Source organism: Microbacterium sp. ZW T6_19, assembly GCF_044987465.1.
In the GTDB taxonomy this organism is placed as follows: domain Bacteria; phylum Actinomycetota; class Actinomycetes; order Actinomycetales; family Microbacteriaceae; genus Microbacterium; species Microbacterium natoriense_A.
Map to the genome: position 1 here is coordinate 359975 of NZ_JBJDRH010000002.1, position 26961 is coordinate 386935.

Genomic DNA, 26961 nt, shown 5'->3' on the forward strand with positions numbered 1-26961 from the left:
AGGAGAACAACCATGGCTGACTACATCATCGCCATCGACCAGGGAACCACCTCCAGCCGCGCGATCATCTTCGACAAGAAGGGCAGCATCGTCGCAACGGGCCAGAAGGAGCACGAGCAGATCCTGCCGCAGGCCGGCTGGGTCGAGCACGACGCGGCCGAGATCTGGCGCAACGTCCAGGAGGTCATCGGACTCGCGCTGAGCCGCGCCGACCTCACCCGTCACGACATCGCCGCGGTCGGAATCACGAACCAGCGCGAGACCGCCGTCGTGTGGGACAAGACCACTGGTGAACCCGTCTACAACGCGATCGTGTGGCAGGACACCCGCACGCAGGGCATCGTCGACCGCCTTGCCGCCGACGGCGGTGTCGAGCGGTTCAAGCAGGTCGTCGGGCTTCCCCTCGCCACCTACTTCTCCGGCACGAAGATCGCGTGGATCCTCGAGAACGTCGACGGCGCACGCGAGAAGGCCGAGGCCGGGAACCTGCTGTTCGGCACCACCGACTGCTGGGTCCTCTGGAACCTCACCGGCGGTGTCGACGGAGGCGTGCACGCGACCGATGTGACCAATGCATCGCGGACCATGTTCATGGACCTCGAGACGCTCGAGTGGCGCGACGACATCCTCGAGGCGTTCGGGGTGCCGCGCTCGATGATGCCTGAGATCCGCTCCTCGTCCGAGGTCTACGGCGCAGCGGAGGACTCCTCGCTGCTGCGCGAGACGCCGATCGCCGGCATCCTCGGCGACCAGCAGGCGGCGACGTTCGGCCAGGCGGCGTTCAACACCGGCGAGAGCAAGAACACCTACGGCACGGGCTGCTTCCTCATCTTCAACACAGGCGAGGAGATCGTCCACTCGAAGAACGGGCTGCTTACGACCGTCGGCTACAAGCTCGGCGACGGACCGACCCACTACGCGCTCGAAGGTTCGATCGCGGTGACGGGTTCGCTCATCCAGTGGCTGCGCGACCAGCTCGGCATCATCAGCTCCGCCCCCGAGGTCGAGGAGCTGGCGAAGCAGGTCGAGGACAACGGCGGCGTCTACATCGTCCCGGCGTTCTCGGGTCTGTTCGCTCCGTACTGGCGCCCCGACGCACGTGGTGCGATCGTCGGCCTCACCCGCTACGCGAACAAGAACCACATCGCTCGTGCCGCGCTCGAGGCCGTCGCCTTCCAGACCCGCGACGTCCTCGACGCGGTGAATGCGGATGCCGGTGTGGACCTCACCGAGCTCAAGGTCGACGGCGGCATGGTCGCGAACGACGCCCTGATGCAGTTTCAGGCCGACGTCCTCGGCGTTCCTGTGGTCCGACCGGTGGTCGCCGAGACGACTGCTCTGGGAGCCGCCTACGCCGCGGGCCTCGCGGTCGGTTTCTGGAACGGCCTCGACGACCTGTCCGCGAACTGGCAGGAGGACAAGCGCTGGGAGCCGTCGATGGAGGCCGCCGAGCGCGATCGTCAGCTGCGTCTGTGGCGCAAGGCCGTCTCCAAGTCGATGGACTGGGTCGACGACGACGTGAAGTGATCGCAGATCGCTGAGAGGGCGGGTCCGGAGAGTTCTCCGGACCCGCCCTCTCACGTTCCCGCCAGCACTCCGTCGAGTTCGTTCAGGAATGCCTTGGCCACGTTGCGCGGCGACCGCTCGTGCCATGCCGCGTACTCCACACGGTACGGTCCGTCGACGACCGCGATCGACACCACATCCGCCTGCGACCGGGCCACGACCCCCGGCGCCAGCAGAGTCACGGCGAGCCCTGCGCCGACGAGACCCAGGATCAGCTCTGCCGACTCGGCCTCGAAGGCGACGTCGCGCCCGACACCCGCATGGCCGAACGCGATGTCGCTCTGAGCCCGGCCAGACGTCCCCGCCGGGAAGTCTGCGAACACCTCACCCGCGAGATCGGACAGCTCGAGACGGCGGCGCTCCGCCAGACGGTGCGCACGAGGGACCGCGGCGACCAGTTGCTCCCGCGCCAGCATCCGCTGCGAGACCCCGGTCGCGCTGCTGTCCTCTCGCAGCCCCAGAAGAGCGACGTCGAGTTCACCGTTGCGCACCGAAGCCGTTAACGCGTCGCTGTTGCCGACGGTGAGTTCCACGCGCACGGACGGATGCTGCGCTCTGAAGCGCGCGATGAGTGATGGAACGTCGATGGCCGCGACGGTCGGGATCACCCCGAGGCGCAGCGTGCCGATCACCTGACCACCGGCTGCCGCAGCATCTTCTCTCGCCGCCTCCGCCGCCGCCAGGGCGATGAGCGCCTGCGCGACGAACGCCTCGCCTGCTTCGGTGAGGCGCACGCTTCTGCTGGTACGTGCGAACAGCCGCTCGCCGATCTCCCGCTCGAGAGCAGCGATCTGGTGGCTCAGCGCCGACTGGGTCACGAAGCAGCGCTCGGCCGCGCGGGTGAAGCTCGATGTCTCGGCGACCTCGACCACATATCGCATCTGCTGAAGATCCATCTGTTCATGATTTCACTTCATGGATCCCGTGACAACTATGCCTTGGACTCATGGTGCGGAAACGAGCACGCTGGAACCATGAATCGACTGGCCACTGTGTTCCTCACCGCCATCGCCCCGATGGCATGGGGCACCACCTATCTCGTCACCACTGAGCTGCTTCCCGCGGGGCACCCGCTGCTTGCCGGACTGCTCCGCGCGCTGCCTGCAGGGCTCATCGCGATCGCCATCGGCCGGTCGCTCCCCCGCGGCTCCTGGTGGATCAAAGCACTCGTGCTCGGCATCCTGAACATCGGCGCGTTCTTCCCCCTGCTCTTCCTCGCCGCTGAGCGCCTTCCCGGTGGCGTCGCCGCTGCCGTCGCCGGCGTGCAGCCGCTCATCATCCTGATGCTGGGCACGCTCGTGCTGCACGAACGGATTCGCCCCCTGACCGCGACGGCCGCCGTGGTCGGCGCCGGGGGCGTGGCCCTCGTCGTGCTGGGGCCGGCCGCGCAGCTCGACGTCCTCGGCATCCTCGCCGCGCTGGGCGGCGTGACGGCTACGGCATTCGGCATGATCCTCACGAAGCGATGGGGCCGCCCCGTCGGCGTCGGCCCTGTGGCCTACGCAGGTTGGCAGCTCACGGCCGGCGGATTGTTCCTGCTCCCGCTCACCCTCCTGTTGGAAGGAGCACCGCCCGAGATCGACGGCGCGGCGGCCGCGGGCTACCTGTGGCTGGGCACGGTGGGCGGACTCCTCGCCTACACGCTGTGGTTCCGCGGCATCCAGCAGCTCCCCGTGATCGCCCCCGGGCTGCTCGCGCTGCTCTCCCCTGTCGTCGCGACGATTCTCGGCGCGGCTGTTGCCGGCGAGACGTTCGCTCCCGTCCAGGTGGTCGGCTTGCTGCTGGTGCTCGGCGCCCTCGTCGCGGGTCAGCTCGTCACTCGCCCGAAGGGGGTCGTCCCGCCCGTGACGGGCCCCGCCGAGGCCGCCGCGACGATCCGTCGCTGAGCGGTCTCAGCTCTTTCCGAAGAGCTTCTGGATCTCGGCGAGATCGGCTTCGGACGGCGCCTTCTGGCCGCCGAGGCCGAAGCCGGAGCCCGTGGGTGTCGACGGAGCAGCGAGGCCGGCGTTCTCGGCTGCCCGCTTCGCCGGGTTGCCCGACCGCGAGACGCTCTTCGACTTGCCCTTCTTACCTCGCTTCGACGAGGCGCCGGGGCGTCCCATCCCGGGCACGGGGCCCATTCCAGGAAGATTCGGCGTGCCGCCGCGCGCCACCGTCTTCATCATCTTCGCGGCCTGCTCGAAGCGCTGCACGAGCTGGTTCACGTCGGTGACGGTCATGCCGGAACCACGGGCGATCCGCAGCCGACGAGAGCCGTTGAGAACCTTCGGGTTGCGCCGCTCGCCTGGGGTCATGGAGCGGATGATCGCCTCGGTGCGATCGATCTCCTTCTCGTCGAAGTCCTCGAGCTGCTGCTTCATCTGTCCCATGCCCGGGAGCATGCCGAGCATCTTCTTCATCGAGCCCATCTTCTTCATCTGCTGAAGCTGGTCGAGGAAGTCTTCGAGGGTGAAGGCCTCGGTTGCGAGCTTCTCGGCCATCTTCATGGCCTCCTCCTCGTCGAAGGCCTGCTGGGCCTGCTCGATGAGGGTGAGGATGTCGCCGAGGTCGAGGATGCGGCTCGCCATGCGATCCGGGTGGAACGGCTCGAGGTCCTCGAGACGCTCGCCCGTTGAAGCGAAGATGATCGGGCGTCCGGTGATCGACGCGACCGACAGCGCGGCGCCACCGCGCGCATCGCCATCGAGCTTCGACAGGACGACACCGGTGAAGTCGACGCCCTCCTGGAAGGCCTTCGCCGTGTTCACGGCATCTTGACCGATCATGGCGTCGATGACGAACAGGACCTCGTCTGGCTCGACGGCCTTGCGGATGTCGGCGGCCTGCTTCATGAGCTCGGCGTCGACACCGAGGCGACCCGCGGTGTCGATGATGACCACGTCGTGCTGGTGACGGCGCGCGTGCTCGACGCCGTCGCGCGAGACCTTCACCGGGTCGCCGATGCCGTTGCCCGGCTCGGGCGCGTACACGGTGGCGCCGGCCTGCTCGGCGACGACCTGCAGCTGGTTCACGGCGTTGGGGCGCTGCAGGTCGGCGGCGACGAGCAGCGGCGTGTGCCCTTCTCCCTCGAGCTGCTTGGCCAGCTTGCCGGCGAAGGTCGTCTTGCCGGAGCCCTGGAGACCCGCGAGCATGATCACGGTCGGCGCAGTCTTCGCGAACTGCAGACGGCGCTGCTCGCCGCCGAGGATCGCGACCAGTTCCTCATTGACGATCTGCACGACCTGCTGCGCCGGGTTCAACGCCTTGTTGACCTCATCGCCGAGCGCGCGCTCGCGCACCTTCGCCGTGAAGTCCTTGACGACGACCAGCGCGACGTCGGCGTCGAGCAGTGCGCGACGGATCTCGCGCACGGTGCCGTCGACGTCGGCGGCGGTGAGCTTTCCCTTCGTGCGCAGGTTGCGGAAGGTCTCAGTGAGCCGATCGGAGAGCGTGCCAAACGTAGCCATGGTGCTTCGATTCTACGCGAGCGGAACCTCGATGCTCAGCGCGGCGCGGAGCTCGTCTTTCGCCCGCTGGTGACGGCCCCGAGCGGTGGATGCGGGGATGCCGAGCAGCTCGGCCGCTTCTGCGAGGGTGAAGCCGTCCCAGTGCACGAGTCGCACCAGCTCCGCCTGCTCGGAATCCAGACGGGCGATCGCGTCACGGACCTCGGCGCCGGCATCCGCGGACGGTCCCGATCGGTCAGCCGTCGGTTCGAGGCGGATGCGGTCGGCCAGAGCCCAGCGCCGACGCTGGCCGCGAGCGTGGTTGAGCAAGGTTCCTCTCGCGATGCCGAACAGCCACATGCGCGCGTGCTCCGCCTCCGGCGGAAGATCGCTCACCCTGCGCCAGGCGACGACCATCGTCTCTCCGAGGAGGTCTGGCGCATCGTCCGGTCCGACACGGCGCAGGAGATAGGTGAGGAGGTCGGATGCGTTCGCCTCGACCACCGCCGTGAGACGGGCATCGTCCGAGGTCACTCGGTTTCGCATTTGACGCCGCCGTCCGTGCCGAACGTCCAGGTGTTCTCGGGGAATCCTGAACTCGCGAGGTGTTCGACCATCGCTGCGCGCACAGCCCGGTCCACAGCGAAGGCGCGGACGTCGTCGGCATCCGGGCGTCCTGGCGCGAGCGCGGCGTCCGCCAGCCACCCGTCGGCGCCGATCAGCACGGTCATCCCGTATGACTCGCGCTGTTCTGCGAGGATCCGAACGGCTTCCGCGTCGGCGGTCTCGAGGTCGAGGTCGCGGTCGAGCGCTCCTTCGCGCAACCAATCCGTCACGGAGTCCTGCACGCCGCGAGTCGTGGCATCATCAGGACTCGGTTCGCTCGGCGATGTCCGATCCTCGACGATGAGCCGTACCTCACATGCCCTGCCGCTCGGAAGCGTGAAAGCGTATGAGCCGTCCGGGTCTTCGAAGCCGCTCGGCCAGGATACGAGACCCGATGCGACCGCGACGCCGCCTCCGCCGATGATCAGCGCGAGGGCGGCAGCCGCCCCGACGCCGACCGTGACGCGGCGGCGTGGCCGCGCCGGTCGGGCTTCAGCACGAGCATCCGCCAACATCGCGCGGATGTCGATCTGGTCGATGTTCCGGATAGCCGGCGCCGAGGCCTGGAGCAGGCCGTCGAGCTGTTCAGTGTCCATGAGCAGTTCCCTTCTGGGTGGGTTCACTCATGACCTGTCCGGCACAGCGCCGGATGTCCGCCGCTATGCCCAGCGCAGATCGTCGATTCCGCGCAACGCGCCGTCGAGCGTGGTCTCGGGTGCGCCGAACCCCGCACCGTGCTCGGCCCAGACGCGCAGCGACGAGAACAGCGCGGCGGCGTACGCCGCGCCGATGATGTCGGAGTGGATCACGCCCATGCCTGCGGCCCTCGCCGCGTCCGAGATGGCTGAGGCGAGCCGCGCCTGACGCACCCCGGTGTCTCGCACCAGTTCCTCGTCCAGCCCCATCGCCGAACGATTCCGCAAGGCGAGGGCGAGCGGGTCGGGCGCGAAGTCGTGGACGATCTCGCGCAGTGTCGCGCGCACCGATCCCCCGTCGCCGCTGCCCTCCATGGCGGACAAGGCATCGGCGGCGCGGGCGATCCGCGCGTCGAGTCCCGACCAGAGCACATCGCTCTTCGACGAGAAGTAGTTGAAGAAGCTCGATCGGCTGACGCCCGCCCGCTGGGTGATGTCAGCCACCGATGTGGCGTCGTAGCCCCGCTCGAGGAACAGCTCGCACGCCGCCTCGGCGAGCGTCTCACGCGATGACGCTCTGGGTCGTCCGGCCCTGCTCCCGCTGCTCATCTCCTCACGCTACCGCGCGTCGGGCGCCCCCGTTCGAGGGAGGAGTATTGTTGGACGCAATCCAACTAGCTTCGAGAGGGCGGACACGCATGCTCGACATCCTCACCCCGGGACTCGCACCGGAATACGTTCCGTACCTCGACGGCTGGGAGCTCCAGCGCCGTGTCCATGCTGACGTGGTCACGGGCACACGACCCGATACGCTGATCCTCCTCGAGCACGAGGCCGTGTACACCGCCGGAAAGCGCACGGAGGACCATGAGCGCCCGCAGGACGGGACTCCCGTGGTCGACGTCGACCGCGGCGGCAAGATCACCTGGCACGGACCCGGACAGCTGGTCGGCTATCCGATCGTGCGCCTCCCCGAGCCGATGGACGTGGTCGCGCATGTCCGCCGCCTCGAGCGTCTGCTGATCGACGTGCTCCGCCCGCTGGGGGTCGACGGCTATCAGGTCGAGGGACGCAGCGGCGTGTGGGTGCGCCGTCCTCTGTCCGAGGACAAGGTGGCCGCGATCGGCGTCCGGGTGCAGCAGGGCGTCACGATGCACGGCTTCGCCATCAACTGCGACAACACGCTGGCGGGCTTCCGCGGCATCATCCCCTGCGGGATCACGGACGCCGGCGTCACCACGGTGAGCGAGGTGATCGGCGCCGCCGTCTCCCCCGGCGACATCGTCGCCGGGGTGATCAACGCCTTCACAGACGAATACGCATCCGCCGAGTACACAGGAGTCCCCGCATGACCGCCGTCCCCGAGGGCCGCAAGCTTCTCCGTCTGGAGATCCGCAACGCCGAGACGCCCATCGAGCGCAAGCCCGAGTGGATCAAGACCAAGGCCAAGATGGGGCCCGAATACACTGCACTGCACTCGCTCGTGAAGAGCGAGGATCTGCACACCGTGTGCCAGGAAGCGGGTTGCCCCAACATCTTCGAGTGCTGGGAGGATCGCGAAGCCACGTTCCTCATCGGCGGCTCACAGTGCACACGGCGCTGCGACTTCTGCCAGATCGACACCGGCAAGCCTGCAGACTACGACACGGATGAGCCCCGTCGCGTCGCAGAGAGCGTGGTGCGCATGAACCTGCGATACGCCACGGTGACCTGTGTCGCCCGTGACGACCTACCCGACGGCGGAGCCTGGCTGAATGCCGAGACGATCCGGCAGATCCACGCGATGAATCCGAACACCGGCGTCGAATTGCTCGCGACAGACTTCAACGGCGACCCGGCACTGCTGAGCGAGGTCTTCGATGCTCGCCCCGAAGTGTTCGCGCACAACGTCGAGACGGTTCCGCGCATCTTCAAGCGCATCCGTCCGGCCTTCCGCTACGAGCGCTCCCTCGACGTGATCACGCAGGCCAGGGATGCCGGTCTCATCACGAAGTCCAACCTGATCCTCGGCATGGGCGAGGAGCCGGAAGAGGTCGTGCAGGCTCTGCACGACCTGCACGACGCCGGGTGCGACATCATCACGATCACGCAGTATCTGCGGCCCTCGCCCCGACACCTGCCCGTGGCCCGCTGGGTCAAGCCAGACGAGTTCGTCGAGTTCAAGGAAGAGGCCGAGCGGATCGGCTTCCTCGGCGTGCTCGCAGGACCGCTGGTGCGCTCGTCCTACCGCGCGGGGCGGCTGTGGGCTCAGTCGATGGCGTCGAAGGGCCGGGAGATCCCTCCGCACCTCGCCCACATCGCCGAGAGCGCGGATCTGGGCTTCGCACAGGCCGTGTGACGAGGGCTTCTCGTCTCTCGGAGAGACGGGAAGCCTGCGAACTCAGTCGCCGCTCATGACCGACTGCACGCCGCCGTCGGAGCCGAGGTTCACGAGCAGGACGTCGTCGGTGGAGCTGTCGTCGAGCGCGTACTCGAGCACGGCGAACGGCTCGGATCCTCCGTGCTCGTCCGCGAGGATCGTCATGCTCATCAGACGCAGCGAGCGGATGATGTCGACGGCCGCGTCGCCGCTCACGTCGACCAGGACCTCCTCGAGGTCTTCACCGAACGTCTCCTGCTGCTGGAGGATGTACTCGGTCACCTCGCTGGTGCGATCGTCGACCTCGGCGAGCATGCTTCGGCGGGCTGTCGCGTCGACGCTCTCGAGCCCGGCGATCAGCGAGGCGGCGATGTCGAGCGCGTCGGCGGAAACGTCGTCCTGGTCGGGAGCCGTGAGGTCGACGGTCACGCTCTGGTCGCCGAGCTCGATCGTCTCCGACCAGAAGATCGAGCCGTCGGGGCCCGAGGACAGAAGTCCGAAGTAGTCGTGTTCGATCGCCATAACGCTATGAAACCAGCCTCTCGTCCGCGACGGTAGTCCTGTCCTCAGCCAACCAGCGACTGGACGAAGACATGGGGGGTGAAACCGGTCAGATCGTCGATCCCCTCACCCTGACCGAGGAGCTTGACGGGGATGCCGGTGCGCTCCTGTACGGCAAGCACGAAGCCGCCCTTGGCGGAGCCGTCGAGCTTCGTGAGCACGAGCCCGGTGACCCCGGCGTGCTCGAGGAAGGACTCGGCCTGCATGACACCGTTCTGGCCGGTGGTCGCGTCGAGGACGAGCAGGACTTCGCTGATGGGAGCCTGCTTCTCGATCACACGACGGATCTTCGAGAGTTCATCCATCAGTCCGCCCTTGGTGTGAAGGCGACCAGCGGTGTCGATGATCGCGATCTCGATCCCCTGGTTCTTCGCGAACTCGACGGTCTGGAAGGCGACGGATGCCGGATCCTGCCCTTCCTGCTGCGGGCGCACGATCGCGGCTCCGCCGCGCTGCGCCCAGGTGGCGAGCTGATCGACGGCGGCCGCGCGGAAGGTGTCGGCCGCGCCGACGACGACGCTGCGCTGATAGCCCCGGAGGAACTTCGTGAACTTCCCGATCGTGGTCGTCTTGCCGACGCCGTTCACGCCCACGACAAGCACGACAGCAGGGCGCTCGGTGAGCTTGAGAGTCGTGTCGAATTTGGCGAAGTGCTCTTCGAGCGTCTCGCGCAGCATCCGCTGGAGGTCTCTGGGGTCGGTTGTCCGGTAACGGTCGACCTTCTCGCGGAGCTCCTCGACGACCCGCTCGCTGATGTCGGGGCCGAAGTCGGCGGTGATCAGTGCGGTCTCGAGGTCTTCCCACGTTGTCTCGTCGATGGTGGGCTTGACGAACATGCCGCGCAATGCGCGACCGAGGGACCAGGACTTCTCCGCCATGACTCCAGCCTACGGGTAGCATCCTGGGATGATCCGCGAAAAGGCGCTCCGTCGTCTCCATATCCACGGCGGCGGGCGCCGTGGTGCGGAGGCCTGGCCCCACGTCGCAGACCCCGACGCGATCTTCGTCTCATTCCCCGCCGACGCCTCGATTGCGGATCAGGCGGAAGAACTGGCCAGCGAGCACCGAGGTGAGCGGTTGCTGGTGTTCGCCCACTCGATCGGCGCCGTGCCCGCTGTGCTCGCCGCTCATCGACTCGAGGTCGCGGGCCTCGTGCTCCTCGAGCCCGCCCTCTACGACATCGCGCGCGGCCATGCTGCCGTCGAGCGCCACATTGGAATCGTGACAGAGGCCAGGGCGCGCGTCTCAGTCGGCGACCTCCGCGGATTCTGGGCCATCATGCGCCCGCTCATGTTCGGCGGGCCGTTCGAGGCCGCGCGCTGGGAGGACGAGCAGTCGCTCGCCGCCCGCTGGGCGGCGACGAACCTGCCGTGGGGGCACGGAGTACGGGAGCGGATGCTCGACGGCATCCCCACTCTGGTCGTCACCGGAGGCTGGAACGAGGAGTATGAGGTGATCGGCGAGATCATCGCGACACGTGGCGCCGTGCACCGCATCCTCCCCGGTGCCCAGCACCGGCCGCAGGATCTCCCCGGCTTCGCCGATGTCGTGGCCGAGTTCGAGACGTCTCTCGCCGGCGCGTGACTCAGCTCGCAGCGGCCGCGCGGTCCCCGACGCGCTGACCGACCACGGCGGAGACGCCGTCTTGACGCATCGACACGCCGTACAACGCGTCGGCGATCTCCATCGTGCGCTTCTGATGCGTGATCACCAGCAGTTGCGAGCTCTCGCGAAGCTGCTCGAACACCGTCAGAAGGCGGCCGAGGTTCGCATCGTCGAGCGCGGCTTCGACCTCGTCGAGGATGTAGAACGGGCTCGGACGCGCTTTGAAGATGGCCACGAGAAGAGCGACGGCCGCGAGAGACCGTTCGCCACCCGACAGCAGCGACAGCCGCTCGATCTTCTTGCCGACGGGGCGCACGGACACCTCGATGCCCGTCGTCAGCATGTTGTCCGGATCGGTGAGGGTGATGCTTCCCGACCCCCCGGGGAACAGCAGCGGGAAGACCTCGCCGAATGCCTCCTTCGTGTCGGCGAAGGCGCTCGCGAAGATGGTCTGCATGCGCTCGTCGAGGTCGGCGATGATCGTCAGCAGATCCTGCCTGGTCTGCGTCAGGTCGGCGAGCTGCTCGGTGAGGAACGCGTGCCGCTGCTCGAGCGCGGCGAACTCCTCCAGAGCAAGCGGGTTGACTCGTCCGAGCTGCGCGAGCTTGCGCTCCGCCTCGGCGAGACGACGCTGCTGCACCCGACGGTCGAACGGCACCGTGCCGCCCTCGATGTGCTCTCCTTCGGCGACGGGCGTGAGCGGGTCATGGGGAACGAGCTGGTCGGGTCCATATTCCGCAACAAGAATATCTTCGTCGAGCGCCAGCTCGGACGCCACACGTTCGAGCAGACTCGTGAGATGGAGCTTCTTCTCGTGGATCTGCAGCTCGAGCCCGTGCACGCTCTCGGTGAGGCCGGCGAGGCGATCCCGCAGGGTGGATTCCTGTGCGCGGAGAGCGGTGAGTTCTTCGTTCTGCGCTGACCGCGCAGACTCCGCCTCCGCCAGCGCCACTCGCGCCTCGGTGACCGAACGGTCCAGCGAATCGAGGATGCGGGGCAACTCCTCGGCGACGCCGGATGCCGCTTCCCGCTGCGCCCTGCGGATCACTGCCCGACGCGCAGCCTCGGCTGCCGCATCCCGCTCCTGCTCGCGCTGACGCTCGAGTGACGCGACCCGCGCCTGAGCGGCTCGCACCCGCTCGCGCAGCGTCTCCACTTCCAGCCGGGCGCGCACCTCGCCCTCACGAGCGAGCTCGAGGGACTCGAGAAGTCCGTCGCGGGCTGAAGCGTCGAGGACAGGCCGCGGCGCCTCGACGGCCCGGTCGAGGTCGGCGCGAGCGGCCTGGGCCGTCGCCTCGGCATCCGCGACGGCGGCCTGCGCCTGTACGAGGCCCGATTCGAGCCGCTCGCACTCCGCGACAGCCGACTCATGCCGGACGGTGATGCGGTTGACCTGTTCGGCATGGGTCGCGAGGGCCGCATCGTGCTCGCGCAGCGCACGCAGGGCGTCCTTCGCGAGCCGACGGGTCGTCTCCACCTGCTCGCTTGCGTCCTCGCGTGCCTCGCGCAGCGAATCGACGACGATCTGCACCTCGGCGAGCCGCTCCTTCGCAGCGTCGCGCTCCGCGGCGAGCTCGAGGCGTGATCGCTCGCCGCCCGCGCCCGTGCGCAGCGTCTGCGCCGTGACCACGTCGCCTCCCACCGTCACGATCGTCGTGCTGGTGTCTCCCACGAGATCGAGGGCCGCCCGCGCCGAGCGGGCGCTGTCGAGAGACTCGGCGATCAACACGTGAGACAGGATCGCGAGCACGCCGTCCGGGGCTGTCACCGTGTCGATCGCCGGAGTCACTCCATCGACCGCAGGCGGATCGACGGCCGCGCGCGTCGCCGAGGCGATGACCACGTCGACCACTCCCCTGCGGTTGTCTGCAGCTTCGACGGCGACGGCGAAGGCATCCGAGGGCGCGTCGACCAGAACACCCTCGGCGAGCGGGCCCAGCACCGCGGCGACCGCCGCTTCGAACCCTGCACGCACCTGCACCGCGTCGCCGACGAGCCCGCGGATGCCGGGTCCTCCTGCTTTGACGATCTCGGCCGCTCCTCCCGACACCGCCAGCGCGCTGTCGAGCGCTGCGGCCTTGGCGGTGAGGGCGTCGACCTCGCGCTCTGCTGCGTGCAGCCGCTCCCGCAGGGCCTCGCGCTCGGTCTCGGCCGCCGTCGCCGCCCGCTGGGCTGCCTCGTAAGCGGCAGCGTGCTCTGCAGCCGTTCCCTCCGGCGCCTCCGCGTCGGCGATCGATTCGAGCGCCTCGGCGGCTTCGCGGCGACGGATGTCCGCCGCCTCCAGCGCATTCTCCTGACGCAGCACGGCACCGCGCACGGCGGCGAGAGCGGATGCTGCGGCCTCGGCCGTTCCGCGCAGGGTCGTCAGGCGCATGTCGTACTCCGAGACCAGAGCGCTCTGCTCGGCGATGTCCACGTCGAGGGTGTCGAGCTCCGCGCGGGCGTGCACGACTTCACGACTCGCGGCCGTCGCGGCGTCCTGCGCATCGCCGAGGCCCGCGGAGATCTCGTCGATCTCGTCCTTGGCGTCGTCGATGACCGCCTGGGTCACCGTGACCGCGGTGACCGCGGCGTCGTCCTCGTCCGAGCCGAGCAGAGCGAGGCGCTGATTGGCGAGCGTGTAGAGCCCACGCATCCGCTCCTGCACCTGCTCGAGACCGAAGGTCACGCTACGGGCCTGATCGACCGCCGCCGAGTTCTGCTCTCGCTCGAGGCGGGCGATGCCGGCACGCACCGCCTCGGCCTGATCTGTGAGCACCAGGCGCTCGGTGTGCCGCTCCTGTTCGGTGCGGGTGTGGTCGGCGAGGGCCGCGCGCAGCGCCACGACGTCGTCCGCGAAGATCCGGGCCTTCGCGTCGCGTACGACCGCAGCGATGGTCTGCGCCTCGCGCGCGATCTCCGCCTGGCGCCCGAGTGGCTTGAGCTGCCTGCGTATCTCTCCTGCCAGGTCGCTGAGACGTGTGAGGTTGGTCTCCATCGCGTCGAGCTTGCGGAGCGTCTTCTCCTTGCGCCGACGGTGCTTGAGGATTCCGGCGGCCTCCTCGATGAACCCTCGGCGGTCCTCGGGCGAGGCCTGCAGCACGGTGTCCAGTCGCCCTTGACCGACGATGACGTGCATCTCGCGGCCGAGACCGGAGTCGCTCAGCAGCTCCTGCACATCGAGCAGGCGACAGCTCTCCCCGTTGATCGCGTACTCGCTGGATCCGTTGCGGAACAGCGTGCGGCTGATCGTGACCTCCGCGTAGTCGATCGGAAGCGCGCCGTCGGCGTTGTCGATCGTCAGCTGCACCTCGGCGCGGCCGAGAGGACCTCGGGTCGACGTCCCCGCGAAGATGACGTCCTCCATCTTGCCGCCGCGGAGCGTCTTCGCACCCTGCTCGCCCATGACCCAGGCGAGAGCGTCGACGACATTCGACTTGCCTGATCCGTTCGGACCGACGATGCAGGTGACCCCGGGTTCGAACACGAAGCTGGTCGGCTGCGCGAACGACTTGAACCCCTTGAGCGTCAGGCTCTTCAGATGCATGCGGGGGCCACTCGTCCTCGGGAATTCACGCCATCACGCTACCGGAATCGTGCTCGTCGACGAGCATCCCGCGCGGGGATCCCGCGAACGCGACACGCCGGGCGACACGCCCGGTGCTTGACTCTGCCTGAGAGCCTTCGCTACGGTACCAACGGATCGACCCGTGAAAGGAGGTTACCGATGATGATTCAGTTCAACGCACAGGCCACAGGCCTCGCCGCGCGTGTTCACTCCGCGCCCCGCTATGCGTTCTCGGTGACCGCCTCGGGTCTTCGGCGCTGCACGCTCTCGTAGCACCGCAGTCGGAGAATTCGCCCGCCACAGTTGGGTCTTCTCGTCGACGCGAACCCGCGCTCCGCACCTGATCTCTCCGCAGATCACGGTCTCCCGCCGTTCCGGCATCCGCTGATCCCCCACGAGGGAGATCACACCTTCCCGCGCCGCACCCGATCGCAGATCGGTCCGTATCGTCGGCGCCTTCCGCCACTCATCACCACCATTCACCTCGAAGGACACACAGTGAACACCACGCTGCACCACAGCACCACCCACCCGCCGGATACCCAGGACCAGACGGTCCTGCACATCCCCGCCCCCGATGATCTGCGCGAGCTCGCTCTCGCAGACCGCCTGACGCTCAAGATCGGCCTCTGGCTGCTCGAGAGGGCTCAGCGGCCGAAGTCCGTGAAGGAACGCGTCATCACCCCCGCCGAACCGCTGTTCCTCAGCGATCGGCACCTCACGACCGGTGAGAGCCGGATCCTGCTCGAATACCACATGCAGCGCCAGCTGCGCTGACCGGAGACCAGCACGATGATCGCCCTCACCGAAGCCGCGACGCTGCATCCGCTCGTGCTCCCCGCACGGGCGGATGCGGCGGACGCCGGCGACCTGCTCGACTACGCCCGGGTCCGCAACGCCTCGCTGCTTGAGACGACCGGACGGGACGACGAGCACCTCGAGCCTGACGCCCTGCTTGCGCTGCTGCGATCGGACACCGACTTGGAGCGTCGGCAGTGGTCCGTCGTGGAGGACGGCGAGACGATCGGCGTCGCGGTGCTCAATGTCGTCGCCGACGGCGGCGGACGGACCGCGTACGTCACCATCAACCTTCTGCAGCGCACGTGGGGCCGCGGACTCGGCACAGTCGTTCTCGCACAGATCGAGAAGACCGCGAAGGAGGCCGGGGTCCGCAAGCTGCTGCTGTGGACCGAGCACACCGATCGCGGCGAGGTCCGCCTCGACTCCCCCACGGGCTTCGGGTCGGTTCCGCGCGACCACCATGCCCGGTTCCTGCTTCGGCACGGGTTCGCGCTCGAGCAGGTGGAGCGCGTGAGCGTCCTCGAGCTGTCGGAGGAGAGCACGCGCCGCGTCACGGCGCTGCGCGACGCCGCCGCGAGGATGGCCGACGGCTACCGCGTCGTGCAGTGGACGCTGCCGACGCCGCCTGCCCACGTCGACGGCTACGCACGCATGAAGCAGCGTATGTCGACCGACGTCCCCGACGCCGAGCTCGACATGCCGGAGGAGAACTGGGACGCCGAGCGCGTCGCGCGTCACGATGCGCGTCACCTCGACCGCGGCAACACCGTGCTCGTGACCGCCGCGCAGCATGTCGCAACCGGCGAGCTGTGCGCCTTCAACGAGCTGGCGATCGGCCGTCGCGCGGATGAGACTACGCATCAGGAGGACACCCTCGTGCTTTCCTCGCATCGGGGCCACCGTCTCGGTCTGCTCGTCAAGACAGCCGGTCTGCTCTCGTGGCGGACTCAGCATCCGCTGAGCCCTCAGGTCATCACGTTCAACGCCGAGGAGAACCGGCCGATGCTGAACATCAACGAAGCCATCGGCTTCGTCCCCGTCGCCTACGAAGGAGCGTGGAGGAAGGATCTGCCGTGAGCATCTCGATCACTGCGCTGCGTGTGCCGTCGTCTCTCGACGCCGACGACGCCGCAGACTTCCGGCTTCTGGGAGATCTGGGCAGGCAGGTCTGCGACGAGCAGGTCGGCCTCCCCGACCTGTCGCCGTCGGCTGCTGAGATGCTCTCGGAGTGGCAGGACCCCACCGACAGCCTGCATCTCGGCTACGTCGCTCGCATCGACGACGCCGTCGTCGGCATGGTGACGCTGGCCTTCGCCCAGGAGGAGGGCGCGCAGACCGCGGAGTTCGACATCCTCGTGCCGGACGCGAACGCGGGCCGCGGCGTCGAGCAGGCGCTTCTCGCTCGCGCAGAGGAGGACGCGGTGGCGAGAGGCCGCAGCATCCTGCAGACCTGGACGTTGCATCGACCGGACGAGCGCGACCGGATGCTGGCTCCGGCCACAGGTTGGGGGCGGATCCCGGCCACGCCGCTCGCCGACGTCATCGCGGATGCCGGATACACGCTGGAACAGGTCGAGCGCAACAGCGAGTACGACCTGCGGTCGGACGGCACGGAGGTGCGGCGGATGCTGGCAGAGGCATCGGCGTTCGCCGGTCCGGACTACCGTGTGCGGGAGTGGACCATGCCCACTCCGCCCGAACTGCGCGACGGATACGCGGCCGTCCTCGCACGCCTGTCGACCGATGCCCCCAGCGGTGACATGGACTTCGTCGCCGAGCAGTACGACGCCGACCGCGTGGTTCGCCGGGAGGCGACGCTCACCGCGGCAGGTCAACTCGTCTCAGTGACCGCCGTCGAGCACGTGCCGACGGGCGAACTCGTGGCCTACAACGAGCTGCTGGTCGCCGCGGACCGCACGGGAGTCACGCATCAGTTCGGAACGCTGGTCGCCGCGCATCACCGAGGGCATCGGCTGGGCACGATCGTCAAGTGCGCGAACCTGCTGCGGTGGCGCGAACTGGTGCCGACGTCTCCCATCGTGTCGACGTTCAACGCCGAGGAGAACCGGCCGATGCTCGACATCAACGAGGCGATCGGGTTCGTACCGGTGTCCTACGCCGGGGCGTGGCAGAAGCGGCTCTGACACATCATCCCTCCGATGTAGCCGGATCACTCCACGGGCCGACGATCCGAGGAGCGTGTGCGGCGAGGCTGGAAGCATGAACAGTCCCGTCCTCGTCGCACACGCTCTGACGAAGTCCTACGGCGCCACTCGCGCGCTCGCCGGTGTCGACCTCTCGATCTCGCGAGGCGAATCCGTCGCGATCATGGGCGCCTCCGGATCCGGCAAGACCACACTGCTGCACGTTCTGGCAGGCATCATCACGCCGGACACCGGGTCGGTGACCTTCCATCCCGCGGCCGGCGGGGCGATCGAGCTGACCGGCATGAGCGAGTCGGCAAGATCCCGTCTGCGACGCGAGCGACTCGGCTTCGTCTTCCAGCAGGGGCTTCTCATCCCTGAACTGACAGCGGTCGAGAACGTCGCGCTGGCTTCGATGATCAACGGCGTGAAGAGGGCGGATGCCGTTCAGCATGCCGCTTCCTGGCTCGGCGCCCTCGGTCTCGCCGGCATGGAGGATCGCCGCATCGGCGAGCTCTCGGGCGGCCAGGCGCAGCGGGTCGCGATCGCTCGCGCCCAAGCCACGGGCGCCGAGCTCGTGTTCGCCGACGAACCGACCGGCGCCCTCGACTCGCAGACCTCGCGGGAGGTGATGGACGCACTGCTGTGGTCGACCACCGGTCAAGGCCGGACGCTCGTGGTCGTCACGCATGACCCGGACGTGGCTGCGCGCTGCACGCGGACCATCGCGGTGCGCGACGGACTCGTCGTCTCCACGGCGGTGGACGCATGAACGCCCGCGTCCTCGCGATGCTGCTGCGCCCCTCGCCCGGGCAAGGCGGCCTCATAGCGCTGCCCCTCATCGCCTTCGGCGTCGTGACGACGCTCGTGCTCACTGTGATCGGTGGCGCACAGAGCTTCTGGGGCTGGCACGACGACTACGCTCCGATCTACCAGGCTCTGGCCGCGATCGCGCTCGCCCTGCTCCTCGTCCCGCTCATGAGCCTGGGGGGCGCAGCCGCACGGCTCGCCGCGCGCCGTCGCGACGAGCGACTCTCGACGCTGCGGCTGCTCGGAGTGACGCCGCTCGGCGTCGCCGTCGCCACCGTCGCCGAGTCGGTGCTGCTCGCTGCGGCCGGCGCGACAGCCGGCGTCGCCGGGTACCTGCTGGTGAGCCCGCTCATCGGGCTCATCCCGTTCCGCGGTGAGGCTCTCGGTTGGCAGGCTGTGGTCCTGTCTCCCGTCCACATCGTCGCCGTCGTCGGCGGTGTCGTCGTCCTCGCTGCGCTCAGCGCCGCCGTCGGCCTGCGCCGGGTCGTCATCTCCCCTCTCGGGGTGCGCATGCGCACCACCGCCACCGGTGCTCATTGGATTCGCTTCGTCGTCGGAACAGGCCTCGTCGCCATCGCAGTCGTCCTCGCCAAGATCGTGCCGCAGATCGCGGGAATGATCACGACGATCGTCGTGATCGCCCTACTCTTCGCCGCGGGGCTCGCGGTGCTCAACCTCGTGGGTCCCTGGGCGCTGAAGGTGAGCGCCCGCGGGTGGCTGAGACGTGCTCGGGTTCCTGAGCGGCTGCTCGCTGCGCGCATGGTCCTCGACGACCCCAAGGCTGCATGGAGGCAGGTGGGCGGCATCTCGATGGCGAGCTTCATGGCGGTCTTCGCAGGAACCGGTGTCTCGCTCATCGGCGTGATGAGCTCGGAAGGTGCAGAAGCGACAGATCTCGCCCTCGCTCGCGACATGCGCACAGGGCTGATCATCACGCTCGTGGCCTCGTTCCTGATGGTCGCCGCTTCCGTCGGCGTCAATCAGGCCTCGGCGATCCTCGACGCCCGCGAACTGCACCGGAGTCTGCACCACCTCGGAGTTCCGCAGCAGACGGTCGACAAAGCCCGCACCCGTGCCATCATGGCGCCGCTGCTGCTCACATCGATCGGCTCGGCGCTGTGCGCCGGCATCCTGGTCTTCCCGCTTCTGGGCATCGCCCTGATCGTCGCACCCCTGTCGCTGCTCACGATCGTGCTCGTCGTCGCCGTCGGGATCGCGGTCGTCTGGGTGAGCACGCGCGCGACCAGACCTGTGCTGTCCCGCTCGTTCCGCGTGGCGTGAACCGACCCTGTTAGTCTGCTCGCGACGACGAGGAGGCCAGATGTCAGAACGCCGGGTGCCGATAGCGCCGCAGCAGGTGGACGCACCATTGACACGCAGTGCGATCTTCTTGGTCCTCACCGTGGACGAGACGCGATTCGACGACGTCCGCGCCACCGTCGCCGGTATCGAGGACATCGTCAAGTCCGTCGGTTTCCGCGATCTGGATGCGCGACTGTCGTGCGCCGTGGGCGTCGGCAGCCGCATCTGGACGGGTCTGACCGGTCACCCGCTGCCGGCGGAGCTGCATCCGTTCCCCGAAGTCAGCGGTGGCGCGCATACTGCGGTCTCCACGCCGGGTGATCTGCTTTTCCACATCCGTGCGGAACGCCCCGACCTCTGTTTCGAGCTCGAGAGGCTGATCCTCGAGCAGCTCGGCACAGCGGTGACGGTGGATGACGAGGTCTCCGGCTTCCGGTACTTCGATGCCCGGGACCTTCTCGGATTCGTCGACGGATCCGCGAATCCGGTGGGGCCCGACCTCCCCGAGGCGACTCTGGTCGGGGCCGAGGACTCGGCGTTTGCCGGCGGCAGCTACGTCGTCGTCCAGAAGTACCTGCACGATCTGGACGCATGGCAGTCGCTCACCACTGAGCAACAGGAGGCGGTGATCGGCCGGCGCAAGGCCGACAACATCGAGCTCGATGATGCCGCTGTCGGCACGCAACAGGCGCACAAGACGCTCGCCACCATCACCGACGAGTCGGGCGAACACGACATCCTGCGCGACAACATGCCCTTCGGGCGCCCGGGAGCCGGAGAATTCGGCACCTACTTCATCGGATACTCCCGCAGACTGTGGGTGATCGAACGGATGCTGCAGCGCATGTTCATCGGTGATCCGCCCGGGCTGCACGACCGGATCCTGGACTTCTCCGTCGCACACACGGGCACCACGTTCTTCGCGCCGTCGGCGACGTTCCTCTCGTCGCTCGCCTGAGAGGATGTCCGCGAGGAGCTGTCCGCATTCACGTTCGCACGGCAGAGGTCGAAGCCCGCGGGAGTGATCCGCGGACCGTACTTCGCCATCAAGGGCGAGCACTGACCGCACCGGCTCCTCTCAGTCGTCGGCGCGCGTCGTTGGCAGCGAGCCGTACGCCTCATCCTTGACGGGCTCGAGCCACTCGTTGCGGACCTCGTCACCCGGGGTGATGAAGGCGATGTGCGAGAACCAGGTGTCCGCCTTCGCGCCGTGCCAGTGCTTGGTACCGGCCGGCACGCGGATCACCGTTCCGGGTTCCATGCTGACCGGCTCCTCGCCCTCGGCCTGAAACCACCCCGACCCTGCCGTGCACATCAGGATCTGGTCTCCCCCACCGTGTGCACCGTGGTGGATGTGCCAGTTGTTCCGGCAGCCCGGCTCGAAGGTGACGTTGCTCACCGGCACGCTCCCCGACGCGAGCGGCGCCAGGTAGCTCTGGCCCGTGAAGTACTGCGCGAAGGCGTCGTTCGGCTCACCGAGCGGAAAGATCTGCGTGAAGTCATCGCTGGTCGTGGTCATTCTTCGACGCTACGCCTCGACCCCCTGGCTCGTGCCAGTCCCTGTCAGTACGCCCCTGGAGAGAGCCTCCCACGATGTGCACGAGCGGAGTTGGATGGAAGACGGTCGCATGCCGCACATGCGCCGGACGGGGAGCAGACATGAGCAATGACGAGCAGAGCACCGGTTGGTCTGGCGGGAAGAACGCCTTCGGCGACTTCGCGTCAGGGATGGTCCACTACACCGACCGGGTGCTCTTCGACGAGGTCTGGGAACGTGAAGGACTATCCAAGCGCGATCGCAGCCTGATCACGGTGGCGGTCCTCACCGCTATGGGCAAGATGGACCAGCTGCAGTTCCATCTCGGCTACGCGCGTCAGAACGGCGTCACCGACGACGAGCTCAAGGAGGCGCTCCTGCATCTGTCGTTCTATGCGGGCTGGCCCAACGGCATGGGAGCGACGAGCGTGCTGAAGAGCATCGTCGAGCAGGAGCGCTGACGGCTCGGAGCACACGCTCTTCCGCAGCCGGTCGTCTTCTGTCACGATGATGGCCATCAGGGGGACTGCTCGGCGAGGAGTTCAGCATGCCCAGAGAGATCATCGCCACACCGGATGCTCCGAGTTCACCTCTCTACAGCCAGGCGGTGCGAGCGGGGAACCACGTGTACATCTCGGGAACCGTCGGCATCGACGTGAAGACGGGCGCCTTGGCCGGCGGCACGATTCAGGTGCAGACGCGCCAGGCGCTCGCGAACTGCGAGGCGATCCTGAAGGCCGGCGGATCGGGGATGGACGACCTCGTGGAATTCGGGATTCTGCTCGCGCGGCCGGAGGATTTCGTGGGATTCAACGAGGAGTACGCCCGATGGTTCCCGTCGGATCCCCCGGCGCGATACGTCGCGAAGCTCGGAGTCGACCTGCCCGGCATCCTGATCTCGATCCGCGCGATCGCTGTCACAGCGTGATGAGCTGGATCCGACCGCGCGTCGGGCTCAGCCTCGTCTCTGGCACCGAGGGCAGTAATGCGATGAGCGGTTCATGAACGCGGCGCGGACGATGGGTCGTCCGCATCGGCTGCACGGCTCCCCCTCACGCCCGTAGGCATTCAGCGAGTGCGCGAAATAGCCGGCCTGTCCGTTGACGTTGACGTACTGGGCGTCGAAGCTGGTGCCGCCCTCAGCGAGCGCCTTGGCGAGGACGGCGCGGATCTCGGCGAGCAGCCGGCGCACGGCCTGCGTCGACAGGGCCGACGCAGGAGTCTCGGGGTGGATGCGCGCCGCCCACAGCGACTCGTCGGCATAGATGTTGCCGACGCCGCTGATCACGCCCTGATCGAGCAGCACACGCTTGATGGCGCTCCCCCGCTTCGCCAGGTCAGCGCGGAAAGCGGCGTCGTCGAAGGCGGGATCGATCGGGTCGCGGGCGATGTGGACCACCTGAGACGGGACCTGCGACGGTCCGTCGGCCACGAGGTGGTCGACGGCGAGGGATCCGAAGGTGCGCTGGTCGGAGAACACCACAGCGAGTTCGCCGTGAGCGGGATGCTCGAGATGGATGCGGATCCGCTCGTGACGTTCTGCCGCGGCATCCGGTGCACGCAGCAGCATCTGTCCGCTCATCCCGAGGTGAGCGATGAGCGCATCCGACTCGCCTTCGAGAGGAAGCCAGAGGAACTTCCCCCGGCGCGCGGCGCCGACGATGGTGCGATTCTCGAGGCGCGAGACGAAGTCCGCGGCCCCGAGCGGATGCCGGGTCAGAGCGCGTTCGTCGAACACGCTCACTGCGGTGATCAGCGACCCGACGGCGGCGGGGGCGAGCCCGGCTCGGACGACTTCGACCTCAGGAAGCTCAGGCACGCGCGTTGAGCACGCGCCAGGCGTTCAGCGCAGCCGCCATCTCGGCGGTCTTCTTGCTGGTGCCGTTGCCCGTCATCGTGACGTCGCCCACGGTCACGGTCGCGATGAACCGGCGATCGTGATCGGGACCGCTCGCCTCGACCGCATACTGCGGAGGCGTCGCACCGGCGCGGGCTGCGAGCTCCTGCAGGCTGGTCTTCGGGTCCATCGCCGCGCCGTATCGCTCAGGGTCGGCGAGCAGAGGCTTGGTCAGCCGCAGCACCAGGTCGGTCGCCGCCTCGGGGCCGGCCGACATGTAGGTCGCGCCGATGACGGCTTCCATCGTGTCGGCGAGGATCGAGTCCTTGTCTCGACCGCCCGTCTGCTCCTCACCACGCCCCAGCAGGAGATGGCTGCCGAGGCCGATGCCCCTCGCGACCTCCGCCAGCGCCACCGTCGACACGACGCTCGCGCGTCTCTTCGCCAGCGACCCCTCATCGAGTTCGGGGTGCGTCGTGAACAGCATGACCGTCACCGCCTGCCCCAGCACCGAATCGCCGAGGAACTCGAGGCGCTCGTTGTGCGGGATGCCACCGTGCTCGTACGCGTACGAGCGATGGGTGAGTGCCAACTCCAGAAGCTCCGCGTCGATATCGACACGGAGCTTCTGCGAGAGATCCTCTTCGCCGGTTGTGACGTCAGTCACGAGCGATTCAGACGTCGGCGACCTTGCGGCCCTTGTACTCGAGGAAGAGCTCGGTGCCCTGCGAGTCGGTGACGACCTTCGCCTGGTGAGGACGGCTGTAGACGACCTGGCCGTTCTCGACGGTCTTCACCAGAGCGACGGGGGCCGCCTTCCACTGCGCGCGACGCGAACGGGTGTTGGAACGGGAAACCTTGCGCTTCGGGGGGTTACCAGCCATGACTAGCTCTCTTCTTTCTCGGCGGCACGGCTCTCTGCCGTACCGTCTTGGTCTGTGATCTGCTGGAGCGCGCTCCATCGAGGATCGATGGGAGCCGCCTGCTCCGTTCCGGTGCTCGCGGTCAGCTTCTCGCCGGTTCTCGGGTCGAGCCCCAGGCAATCCGGCTGACACACCGGTTGAAAAGGAAGCGACAATACGGCCGCATCCCTGACCAGAGTTTCAAGATCCACGTGGTCGTCTTGAACCTCGAAGTCAGTTTCTTCCTCACTAGGATACGCGAAAAGCTCCTGGAACTCGACTTCGACAGGCCGCGTGATGGGAGTCAGGCACCGACCGCACTCTCCCGAGTACTCGCCGTCGGCCGTTCCGGAGACCAGAATGCCCTCGTGAACCGACTCGAGACGCACGTCGAGATCGAGCGCCGACCCCTTGGGCAGAGACACGATTCCCTCACCCCACTGCTCGGCTAGGGCGACGGTGAACTCGTGTTCACGCATCTCGCCCGGACGTCGGACGATGTCACGGACGGGCAGGACGAAAGGACCACTCATACGGGAACGCACCCCGCAATGCTACCGGCTCCCGGCTGAACGGGACCCGAGTCAGATGCCGCGGGCGCCGGTGTCGAGGAATGCGGCCACCGCGGGGGGCACGAACGGCGACACATCTCCCCCGAGACCGGCCACCTGGCGGACCAGCGAACTGGACACCATGGCGTGCGAAGGATCGGGCAGCAGGAAGACGGTCTCGATGTCGGCGAGGTGCCGGTTGACGATCGCCATCGGCGACTCGTAGGCGACGTCGATCTGCGAGCGGATGCCCTTCACGAGCACGCCCGCGTTCACGTCGCGTGCGTAGTCGACCAGCAGTCCCATGCTCCACGATCCGATGACGATGTTGCCGCTCATCCCGTCTTCGGCGATCGACTTCTCCAGCAGAGCCAGACGCTGCGAGATGGGCAGCATCGCCTCTTTGCCGGGGTTGTGGACGACCAGCACGTGCAGTTCGTCGTACAGTTTGGCGGCCCGGCGGATGACGTCGAGATGACCAAGAGTCGGCGGGTCGAAGGAACCCGGGACGACGGCGATCCGGCTGCTCACGTGGTCTCCTTCGATCGCTCAGTACGGCGCATGGATCCAGCCTAGGGCACGTCAGTTCTTCGCCAGGGCGGCGCGGTCCTCATCGCTCACCCGCCGCTCGATCGCCGCGCGCAGCCCGGAATGCTCGGCGAGACTCGGGTCGGCTGCGAGGATGACCTCGGCCAGTTCCCGCGCCCGCACGATCAGCCGGGAGTCCTTCACGACGCGGAGCAGCCGCAGGGACGAGCGCGCACCGGCCTGCACGGATCCGAGCACGTCGCCTTCGCCTCGCAGCTCGAGATCGACTTCGGCGAGCTGGAAGCCGTCGAGCGTCGCGGCGACGGCATCCACCCGTTCCCTGGCGACCGAGCCCTCTTCCGCCTCGGTGACGAGCAGGCACAAGCCGGGCACTCCCCCTCGACCGACGCGTCCTCGGAGCTGATGCAATTGCGAGACGCCGAAGCGATCGGCATCCAGCACGATCATCGTCGACGCGTTCGGCACGTCGACACCGACTTCGATCACGGTCGTCGCCAGCAGCAGATCGATCTCTCCGCGCGCGAAGGCCTGCATGACCGCGTCCTTCTCGTCGGAAGGCATCTTGCCGTGCAGCACAGCACGGCGAAGACCGCCGAGCGTCGGATGAGTGGACAGCGCCTCGTCGAGCTGCACGACACCCCACCGAGGGCCGTTCGCCCCCTCCTGCGCAGGAAGCGCGCCGGCCTCGCCAGTCTTCTTCGTGGTGTCGATCGCCGCGCACACCGCGAACACCTGGCGCCCCTGAGCGATCTCCTCGGATGCCCGCTCCCACACCCGTTGCCACCAGCCCGGGTGCTCGGCGAGAGGCGCGACGAACGACTGGATGCCGGCGCGCCCCGCGGGCATGGTGCGGATGACGGAGGTGTCGAGATCGCCGAACACCGTCATGGCGACGGTGCGCGGAATCGGCGTGGCGGTGAGCACGAGGGCGTGCGGGCTGGATCCCTTGGCGCGCAGAGCTTCACGCTGCTCGACCCCGAAGCGATGCTGCTCGTCGACCACGACGAGACCGAGGTCGGCGAACGTGGTCTTCTCGCCCAGCAGGGCATGGGTCCCGACGACGATGAGCGCCTGGCCGGACGCCACCCTGAGCGCGGCCTTGCGCCGATCCGCTGCCGGCATCTGACCGGTGAGGAGCGTGGGCATCACGAGCGGGGCGAGTTCGGGACCGAGCAGCTTGGCGATCGAGCGCAGATGCTGGCCGGCGAGCACCTCTGTCGGGGCGATCAGGGCGGCCTGGCCGCCGGACTCCGCGACCTGCAGCATCGCACGGAGCGCCACGAGAGTCTTGCCCGATCCGACCTCGCCCTGCACGAGCCGGTTCATGGGCCAGGCGCCGACGAGGTCTTTCGCGATCTGCTCTCCCACGGTCTGCTGGTCGTCGGTGAGCGTGTACGGGAGGGTGGAGTCGAAGCGTTCGAGCAGCCCTCCGGGGGCTGCCGGTCGTGCCGTGGCCGACAGCGCCCGCACCGCGTCGCGCTGCTGCAACAGCGCGGTCTGCAGCGTGAGCGCCTCGTGCATGCGCAGTGTGCGCACGGCCGGATCGATGTCTGTCCGGGTCTTCGGACGATGGATCTGCTCGAGAGCTTCACGCGCGGTGAGCAGCTCCTCCCTGAGCCTGACCGCGTCGGGAAGAGGCTCGGCGATCGGCCCGAGGTCGTCGAGCACGCGGGCGATGAGCTTCGCGATCTGCATCGAGGCCAGGCTGGCCGTCGCGGGGTAGATCGGGATCAGCACGGCTGCACGGGCATCGGCGCGTCGACGGGCCTCATCCTCGTCGTCGAACAGCTCGTACTCGGGGTGCGAGAACTGGGTGACGCCGTTGAACTCGCCGACCTTGCCCGAGAAGATGCCTCGACGGCCGACGGCGAGCTGACCTGCCCGCCATTTGGCCTGATCGAGGCTCTTGGCGAAGAAGGTCAGCGACATCTTCCCGATGCCGTCGCCGATGATCACCTCGACCATCGCGCCGCGGCGGTTGCGCATCGCCCGAGCGCTCGACGACAGCACCTCGGCGACGATGGTCACGTTCTCACCGACGGGGAGCTCGCGGATGGGCGTGAGCTCGGCTGGATCGGCATAACGACGCGGATAGTGCGAGAGCAGGTCTCCCACGGTCTCCATGCCGAAGGCCCGAGTCAGCGACTTCGCGACGTTCGCACCGAGCGCCTCGGCGAGGGTCGAGTCGAGCGAGAGCGGCATGATCCGAGTCTAGAGACAGGCG

Annotated in this window: 28 protein-coding genes; 13 read left to right on the plus strand and 15 right to left on the minus strand. The window is 68.0% G+C overall.

What is annotated here, in order from left to right:
- The first annotated feature begins 12 nt into the window (after positions 1-12).
- Positions 13-1527, plus strand: a complete 1515-nt coding sequence (gene glpK / locus ACI3KT_RS04235) for a glycerol kinase GlpK (protein WP_307296580.1) — start codon at positions 13-15, stop codon at positions 1525-1527.
- A gap of 50 nt (positions 1528-1577) precedes the next feature.
- Here glpK and ACI3KT_RS04240 read toward each other — a convergent pair whose 3' ends face one another.
- Positions 1578-2462: a LysR family transcriptional regulator gene (locus ACI3KT_RS04240; RefSeq protein WP_404902728.1), complete on the minus strand. Its 885-nt coding sequence runs from the start codon at positions 2460-2462 to the stop codon at positions 1578-1580.
- 78 nt (positions 2463-2540) lie between these two features.
- Between ACI3KT_RS04240 and ACI3KT_RS04245 the strand changes: the two genes are divergently transcribed.
- Complete coding sequence (locus ACI3KT_RS04245; protein ID WP_404902730.1) at positions 2541-3452, plus strand: EamA family transporter; 912 nt, start codon at positions 2541-2543, stop codon at positions 3450-3452.
- Positions 3453-3458: 6 nt separating this feature from the next.
- Here ACI3KT_RS04245 and ffh read toward each other — a convergent pair whose 3' ends face one another.
- The 4 genes from ffh to ACI3KT_RS04265 form a co-directional block, all read right to left on the minus strand.
- Positions 3459-5012, minus strand: coding sequence for a signal recognition particle protein (gene ffh / locus ACI3KT_RS04250; protein ID WP_404902732.1), 1554 nt, complete (start codon positions 5010-5012; stop codon positions 3459-3461).
- A 12-nt stretch (positions 5013-5024) separates the two neighbouring features.
- The gene (locus ACI3KT_RS04255) at positions 5025-5525 is read right to left on the minus strand and encodes an RNA polymerase sigma factor (protein WP_404902734.1); all 501 of its coding nucleotides are present in this window, start codon (positions 5523-5525) and stop codon (positions 5025-5027) included.
- The gene (locus ACI3KT_RS04260) at positions 5522-6193 is read right to left on the minus strand and encodes a hypothetical protein (protein ID WP_404902736.1); all 672 of its coding nucleotides are present in this window, start codon (positions 6191-6193) and stop codon (positions 5522-5524) included. The genes ACI3KT_RS04255 and ACI3KT_RS04260 overlap by 4 nt, the downstream gene beginning before the upstream one ends.
- A 63-nt stretch (positions 6194-6256) precedes the next feature.
- Positions 6257-6841 (minus strand): TetR/AcrR family transcriptional regulator, encoded by a 585-nt coding sequence (locus tag ACI3KT_RS04265; RefSeq protein WP_292910053.1) that lies wholly within the window; start codon positions 6839-6841, stop codon positions 6257-6259.
- Positions 6842-6930: 89 nt separating this feature from the next.
- Between ACI3KT_RS04265 and lipB the strand changes: the two genes are divergently transcribed.
- Complete coding sequence (gene lipB / locus ACI3KT_RS04270) at positions 6931-7584, plus strand: lipoyl(octanoyl) transferase LipB (protein ID WP_292910055.1); 654 nt, start codon at positions 6931-6933, stop codon at positions 7582-7584.
- On the plus strand, positions 7581-8570 hold the full coding sequence (gene lipA / locus ACI3KT_RS04275) for a lipoyl synthase (RefSeq protein WP_292910057.1): 990 nt from the start codon (positions 7581-7583) through the stop codon (positions 8568-8570). The genes lipB and lipA overlap by 4 nt, the downstream gene beginning before the upstream one ends.
- 42 nt (positions 8571-8612) lie before the next feature.
- Here the strand turns inward: lipA and ACI3KT_RS04280 are convergent, their stop codons facing one another.
- Together ACI3KT_RS04280 and ftsY are read right to left on the minus strand one after the other, a co-directional pair.
- Positions 8613-9113, minus strand: a complete 501-nt coding sequence (locus tag ACI3KT_RS04280; RefSeq protein WP_292910059.1) for a DUF2004 domain-containing protein — start codon at positions 9111-9113, stop codon at positions 8613-8615.
- Positions 9114-9157: 44 nt separating this feature from the next.
- Positions 9158-10030, minus strand: coding sequence for a signal recognition particle-docking protein FtsY (ftsY, locus tag ACI3KT_RS04285; protein WP_292910061.1), 873 nt, complete (start codon positions 10028-10030; stop codon positions 9158-9160).
- A 28-nt stretch (positions 10031-10058) separates the two neighbouring features.
- Between ftsY and ACI3KT_RS04290 the strand changes: the two genes are divergently transcribed.
- Positions 10059-10736, plus strand: a complete 678-nt coding sequence (locus tag ACI3KT_RS04290; RefSeq protein ID WP_404902737.1) for a hypothetical protein — start codon at positions 10059-10061, stop codon at positions 10734-10736.
- 1 nt (position 10737) lies between these two features.
- Here ACI3KT_RS04290 and smc read toward each other — a convergent pair whose 3' ends face one another.
- Positions 10738-14283 (minus strand): chromosome segregation protein SMC, encoded by a 3546-nt coding sequence (gene smc, locus ACI3KT_RS04295; RefSeq protein WP_404902739.1) that lies wholly within the window; start codon positions 14281-14283, stop codon positions 10738-10740.
- Positions 14284-14802: 519 nt separating this feature from the next.
- Here smc and ACI3KT_RS04300 point away from each other — a divergent pair.
- From ACI3KT_RS04300 to ACI3KT_RS04325, 6 genes are all read left to right on the plus strand, one after another.
- Positions 14803-15081 carry a hypothetical protein gene (locus ACI3KT_RS04300; RefSeq protein ID WP_404902741.1) on the plus strand — a complete coding sequence of 93 codons (279 nt, stop codon included), beginning with the start codon at positions 14803-14805 and terminating at the stop codon, positions 15079-15081.
- Between the two features lie 15 nt (positions 15082-15096).
- Positions 15097-16182 carry a GNAT family N-acetyltransferase gene (locus tag ACI3KT_RS04305; RefSeq protein WP_404902743.1) on the plus strand — a complete coding sequence of 362 codons (1086 nt, stop codon included), beginning with the start codon at positions 15097-15099 and terminating at the stop codon, positions 16180-16182.
- The gene (locus ACI3KT_RS04310; RefSeq protein WP_404902744.1) at positions 16179-17249 is read left to right on the plus strand and encodes a GNAT family N-acetyltransferase; all 1071 of its coding nucleotides are present in this window, start codon (positions 16179-16181) and stop codon (positions 17247-17249) included. The genes ACI3KT_RS04305 and ACI3KT_RS04310 overlap by 4 nt, the downstream gene beginning before the upstream one ends.
- Positions 17250-17325: 76 nt before the next feature.
- The gene (locus ACI3KT_RS04315; RefSeq protein WP_404902745.1) at positions 17326-18021 is read left to right on the plus strand and encodes an ABC transporter ATP-binding protein; all 696 of its coding nucleotides are present in this window, start codon (positions 17326-17328) and stop codon (positions 18019-18021) included.
- Positions 18018-19340, plus strand: coding sequence for a permease (locus ACI3KT_RS04320; protein WP_404902747.1), 1323 nt, complete (start codon positions 18018-18020; stop codon positions 19338-19340). The genes ACI3KT_RS04315 and ACI3KT_RS04320 overlap by 4 nt, the downstream gene beginning before the upstream one ends.
- 40 nt (positions 19341-19380) lie before the next feature.
- Positions 19381-20319 carry a Dyp-type peroxidase gene (locus tag ACI3KT_RS04325; RefSeq protein WP_404902749.1) on the plus strand — a complete coding sequence of 313 codons (939 nt, stop codon included), beginning with the start codon at positions 19381-19383 and terminating at the stop codon, positions 20317-20319.
- Between the two features lie 120 nt (positions 20320-20439).
- Here the strand turns inward: ACI3KT_RS04325 and ACI3KT_RS04330 are convergent, their stop codons facing one another.
- Positions 20440-20880: a cupin domain-containing protein gene (locus tag ACI3KT_RS04330; RefSeq protein ID WP_404902751.1), complete on the minus strand. Its 441-nt coding sequence runs from the start codon at positions 20878-20880 to the stop codon at positions 20440-20442.
- Positions 20881-21020: 140 nt separating this feature from the next.
- Here ACI3KT_RS04330 and ACI3KT_RS04335 point away from each other — a divergent pair, with 140 nt between their 5' ends.
- Positions 21021-21359: a carboxymuconolactone decarboxylase family protein gene (locus ACI3KT_RS04335; protein WP_404902752.1), complete on the plus strand. Its 339-nt coding sequence runs from the start codon at positions 21021-21023 to the stop codon at positions 21357-21359.
- Positions 21360-21445: 86 nt separating this feature from the next.
- Positions 21446-21826 carry a RidA family protein gene (locus tag ACI3KT_RS04340; protein ID WP_404902753.1) on the plus strand — a complete coding sequence of 127 codons (381 nt, stop codon included), beginning with the start codon at positions 21446-21448 and terminating at the stop codon, positions 21824-21826.
- Positions 21827-21853: 27 nt separating this feature from the next.
- Here the strand turns inward: ACI3KT_RS04340 and mutM are convergent, their stop codons facing one another.
- Genes mutM through ACI3KT_RS04370 form a run of 6 tightly spaced genes read right to left on the minus strand, consistent with a single transcriptional unit; the run spans position 21854 to position 26939 of the window.
- Positions 21854-22717 carry a bifunctional DNA-formamidopyrimidine glycosylase/DNA-(apurinic or apyrimidinic site) lyase gene (gene mutM / locus ACI3KT_RS04345; RefSeq protein ID WP_404902755.1) on the minus strand — a complete coding sequence of 288 codons (864 nt, stop codon included), beginning with the start codon at positions 22715-22717 and terminating at the stop codon, positions 21854-21856.
- Positions 22710-23402, minus strand: a complete 693-nt coding sequence (gene rnc, locus ACI3KT_RS04350; RefSeq protein WP_292910087.1) for a ribonuclease III — start codon at positions 23400-23402, stop codon at positions 22710-22712. Before rnc ends, mutM begins: the two co-directional genes overlap by 8 nt.
- A gap of 7 nt (positions 23403-23409) precedes the next feature.
- Complete coding sequence (gene rpmF, locus ACI3KT_RS04355) at positions 23410-23619, minus strand: 50S ribosomal protein L32 (protein WP_029263535.1); 210 nt, start codon at positions 23617-23619, stop codon at positions 23410-23412.
- Positions 23620-23621: 2 nt separating this feature from the next.
- Positions 23622-24170, minus strand: a complete 549-nt coding sequence (locus ACI3KT_RS04360) for a DUF177 domain-containing protein (protein ID WP_292910089.1) — start codon at positions 24168-24170, stop codon at positions 23622-23624.
- Positions 24171-24221: 51 nt separating this feature from the next.
- A complete protein-coding gene (gene coaD / locus ACI3KT_RS04365) occupies positions 24222-24719 on the minus strand; it encodes a pantetheine-phosphate adenylyltransferase (RefSeq protein ID WP_292910091.1) in 498 nt (165 codons plus the stop codon).
- A gap of 51 nt (positions 24720-24770) precedes the next feature.
- Positions 24771-26939 (minus strand): ATP-dependent DNA helicase RecG, encoded by a 2169-nt coding sequence (locus ACI3KT_RS04370; protein WP_292910093.1) that lies wholly within the window; start codon positions 26937-26939, stop codon positions 24771-24773.
- Positions 26940-26961: the final 22 nt, after the last annotated feature.

Bases quoted from the DNA above. Each gene is read 5' to 3' on its own strand.
- glpK (WP_307296580.1), top strand. From the start codon at position 13: ATGGCTGACTACATCATCGCCATCGACCAGGGAACCACCTCCAGCCGC.
- ACI3KT_RS04240 (WP_404902728.1), bottom strand. From the start codon at position 2,462: ATGGATCTTCAGCAGATGCGATATGTGGTCGAGGTCGCCGAGACATCG.
- ACI3KT_RS04245 (WP_404902730.1), top strand. From the start codon at position 2,541: ATGAATCGACTGGCCACTGTGTTCCTCACCGCCATCGCCCCGATGGCA.
- ffh (WP_404902732.1), bottom strand. From the start codon at position 5,012: ATGGCTACGTTTGGCACGCTCTCCGATCGGCTCACTGAGACCTTCCGC.
- ACI3KT_RS04260 (WP_404902736.1), bottom strand. From the start codon at position 6,193: ATGGACACTGAACAGCTCGACGGCCTGCTCCAGGCCTCGGCGCCGGCT.
- ACI3KT_RS04265 (WP_292910053.1), bottom strand. From the start codon at position 6,841: ATGAGCAGCGGGAGCAGGGCCGGACGACCCAGAGCGTCATCGCGTGAG.
- lipB (WP_292910055.1), top strand. From the start codon at position 6,931: ATGCTCGACATCCTCACCCCGGGACTCGCACCGGAATACGTTCCGTAC.
- lipA (WP_292910057.1), top strand. From the start codon at position 7,581: ATGACCGCCGTCCCCGAGGGCCGCAAGCTTCTCCGTCTGGAGATCCGC.
- ACI3KT_RS04280 (WP_292910059.1), bottom strand. From the start codon at position 9,113: ATGGCGATCGAACACGACTACTTCGGACTTCTGTCCTCGGGCCCCGAC.
- ftsY (WP_292910061.1), bottom strand. From the start codon at position 10,030: ATGGCGGAGAAGTCCTGGTCCCTCGGTCGCGCATTGCGCGGCATGTTC.
- ACI3KT_RS04290 (WP_404902737.1), top strand. From the start codon at position 10,059: ATGATCCGCGAAAAGGCGCTCCGTCGTCTCCATATCCACGGCGGCGGG.
- smc (WP_404902739.1), bottom strand. From the start codon at position 14,283: ATGCATCTGAAGAGCCTGACGCTCAAGGGGTTCAAGTCGTTCGCGCAG.
- ACI3KT_RS04305 (WP_404902743.1), top strand. From the start codon at position 15,097: ATGATCGCCCTCACCGAAGCCGCGACGCTGCATCCGCTCGTGCTCCCC.
- ACI3KT_RS04315 (WP_404902745.1), top strand. From the start codon at position 17,326: ATGAACAGTCCCGTCCTCGTCGCACACGCTCTGACGAAGTCCTACGGC.
- ACI3KT_RS04320 (WP_404902747.1), top strand. From the start codon at position 18,018: ATGAACGCCCGCGTCCTCGCGATGCTGCTGCGCCCCTCGCCCGGGCAA.
- ACI3KT_RS04325 (WP_404902749.1), top strand. From the start codon at position 19,381: ATGTCAGAACGCCGGGTGCCGATAGCGCCGCAGCAGGTGGACGCACCA.
- ACI3KT_RS04330 (WP_404902751.1), bottom strand. From the start codon at position 20,880: ATGACCACGACCAGCGATGACTTCACGCAGATCTTTCCGCTCGGTGAG.
- ACI3KT_RS04335 (WP_404902752.1), top strand. From the start codon at position 21,021: ATGAGCAATGACGAGCAGAGCACCGGTTGGTCTGGCGGGAAGAACGCC.
- ACI3KT_RS04340 (WP_404902753.1), top strand. From the start codon at position 21,446: ATGCCCAGAGAGATCATCGCCACACCGGATGCTCCGAGTTCACCTCTC.
- rpmF (WP_029263535.1), bottom strand. From the start codon at position 23,619: ATGGCTGGTAACCCCCCGAAGCGCAAGGTTTCCCGTTCCAACACCCGT.
- ACI3KT_RS04360 (WP_292910089.1), bottom strand. From the start codon at position 24,170: ATGAGTGGTCCTTTCGTCCTGCCCGTCCGTGACATCGTCCGACGTCCG.
- ACI3KT_RS04370 (WP_292910093.1), bottom strand. From the start codon at position 26,939: ATGCCGCTCTCGCTCGACTCGACCCTCGCCGAGGCGCTCGGTGCGAAC.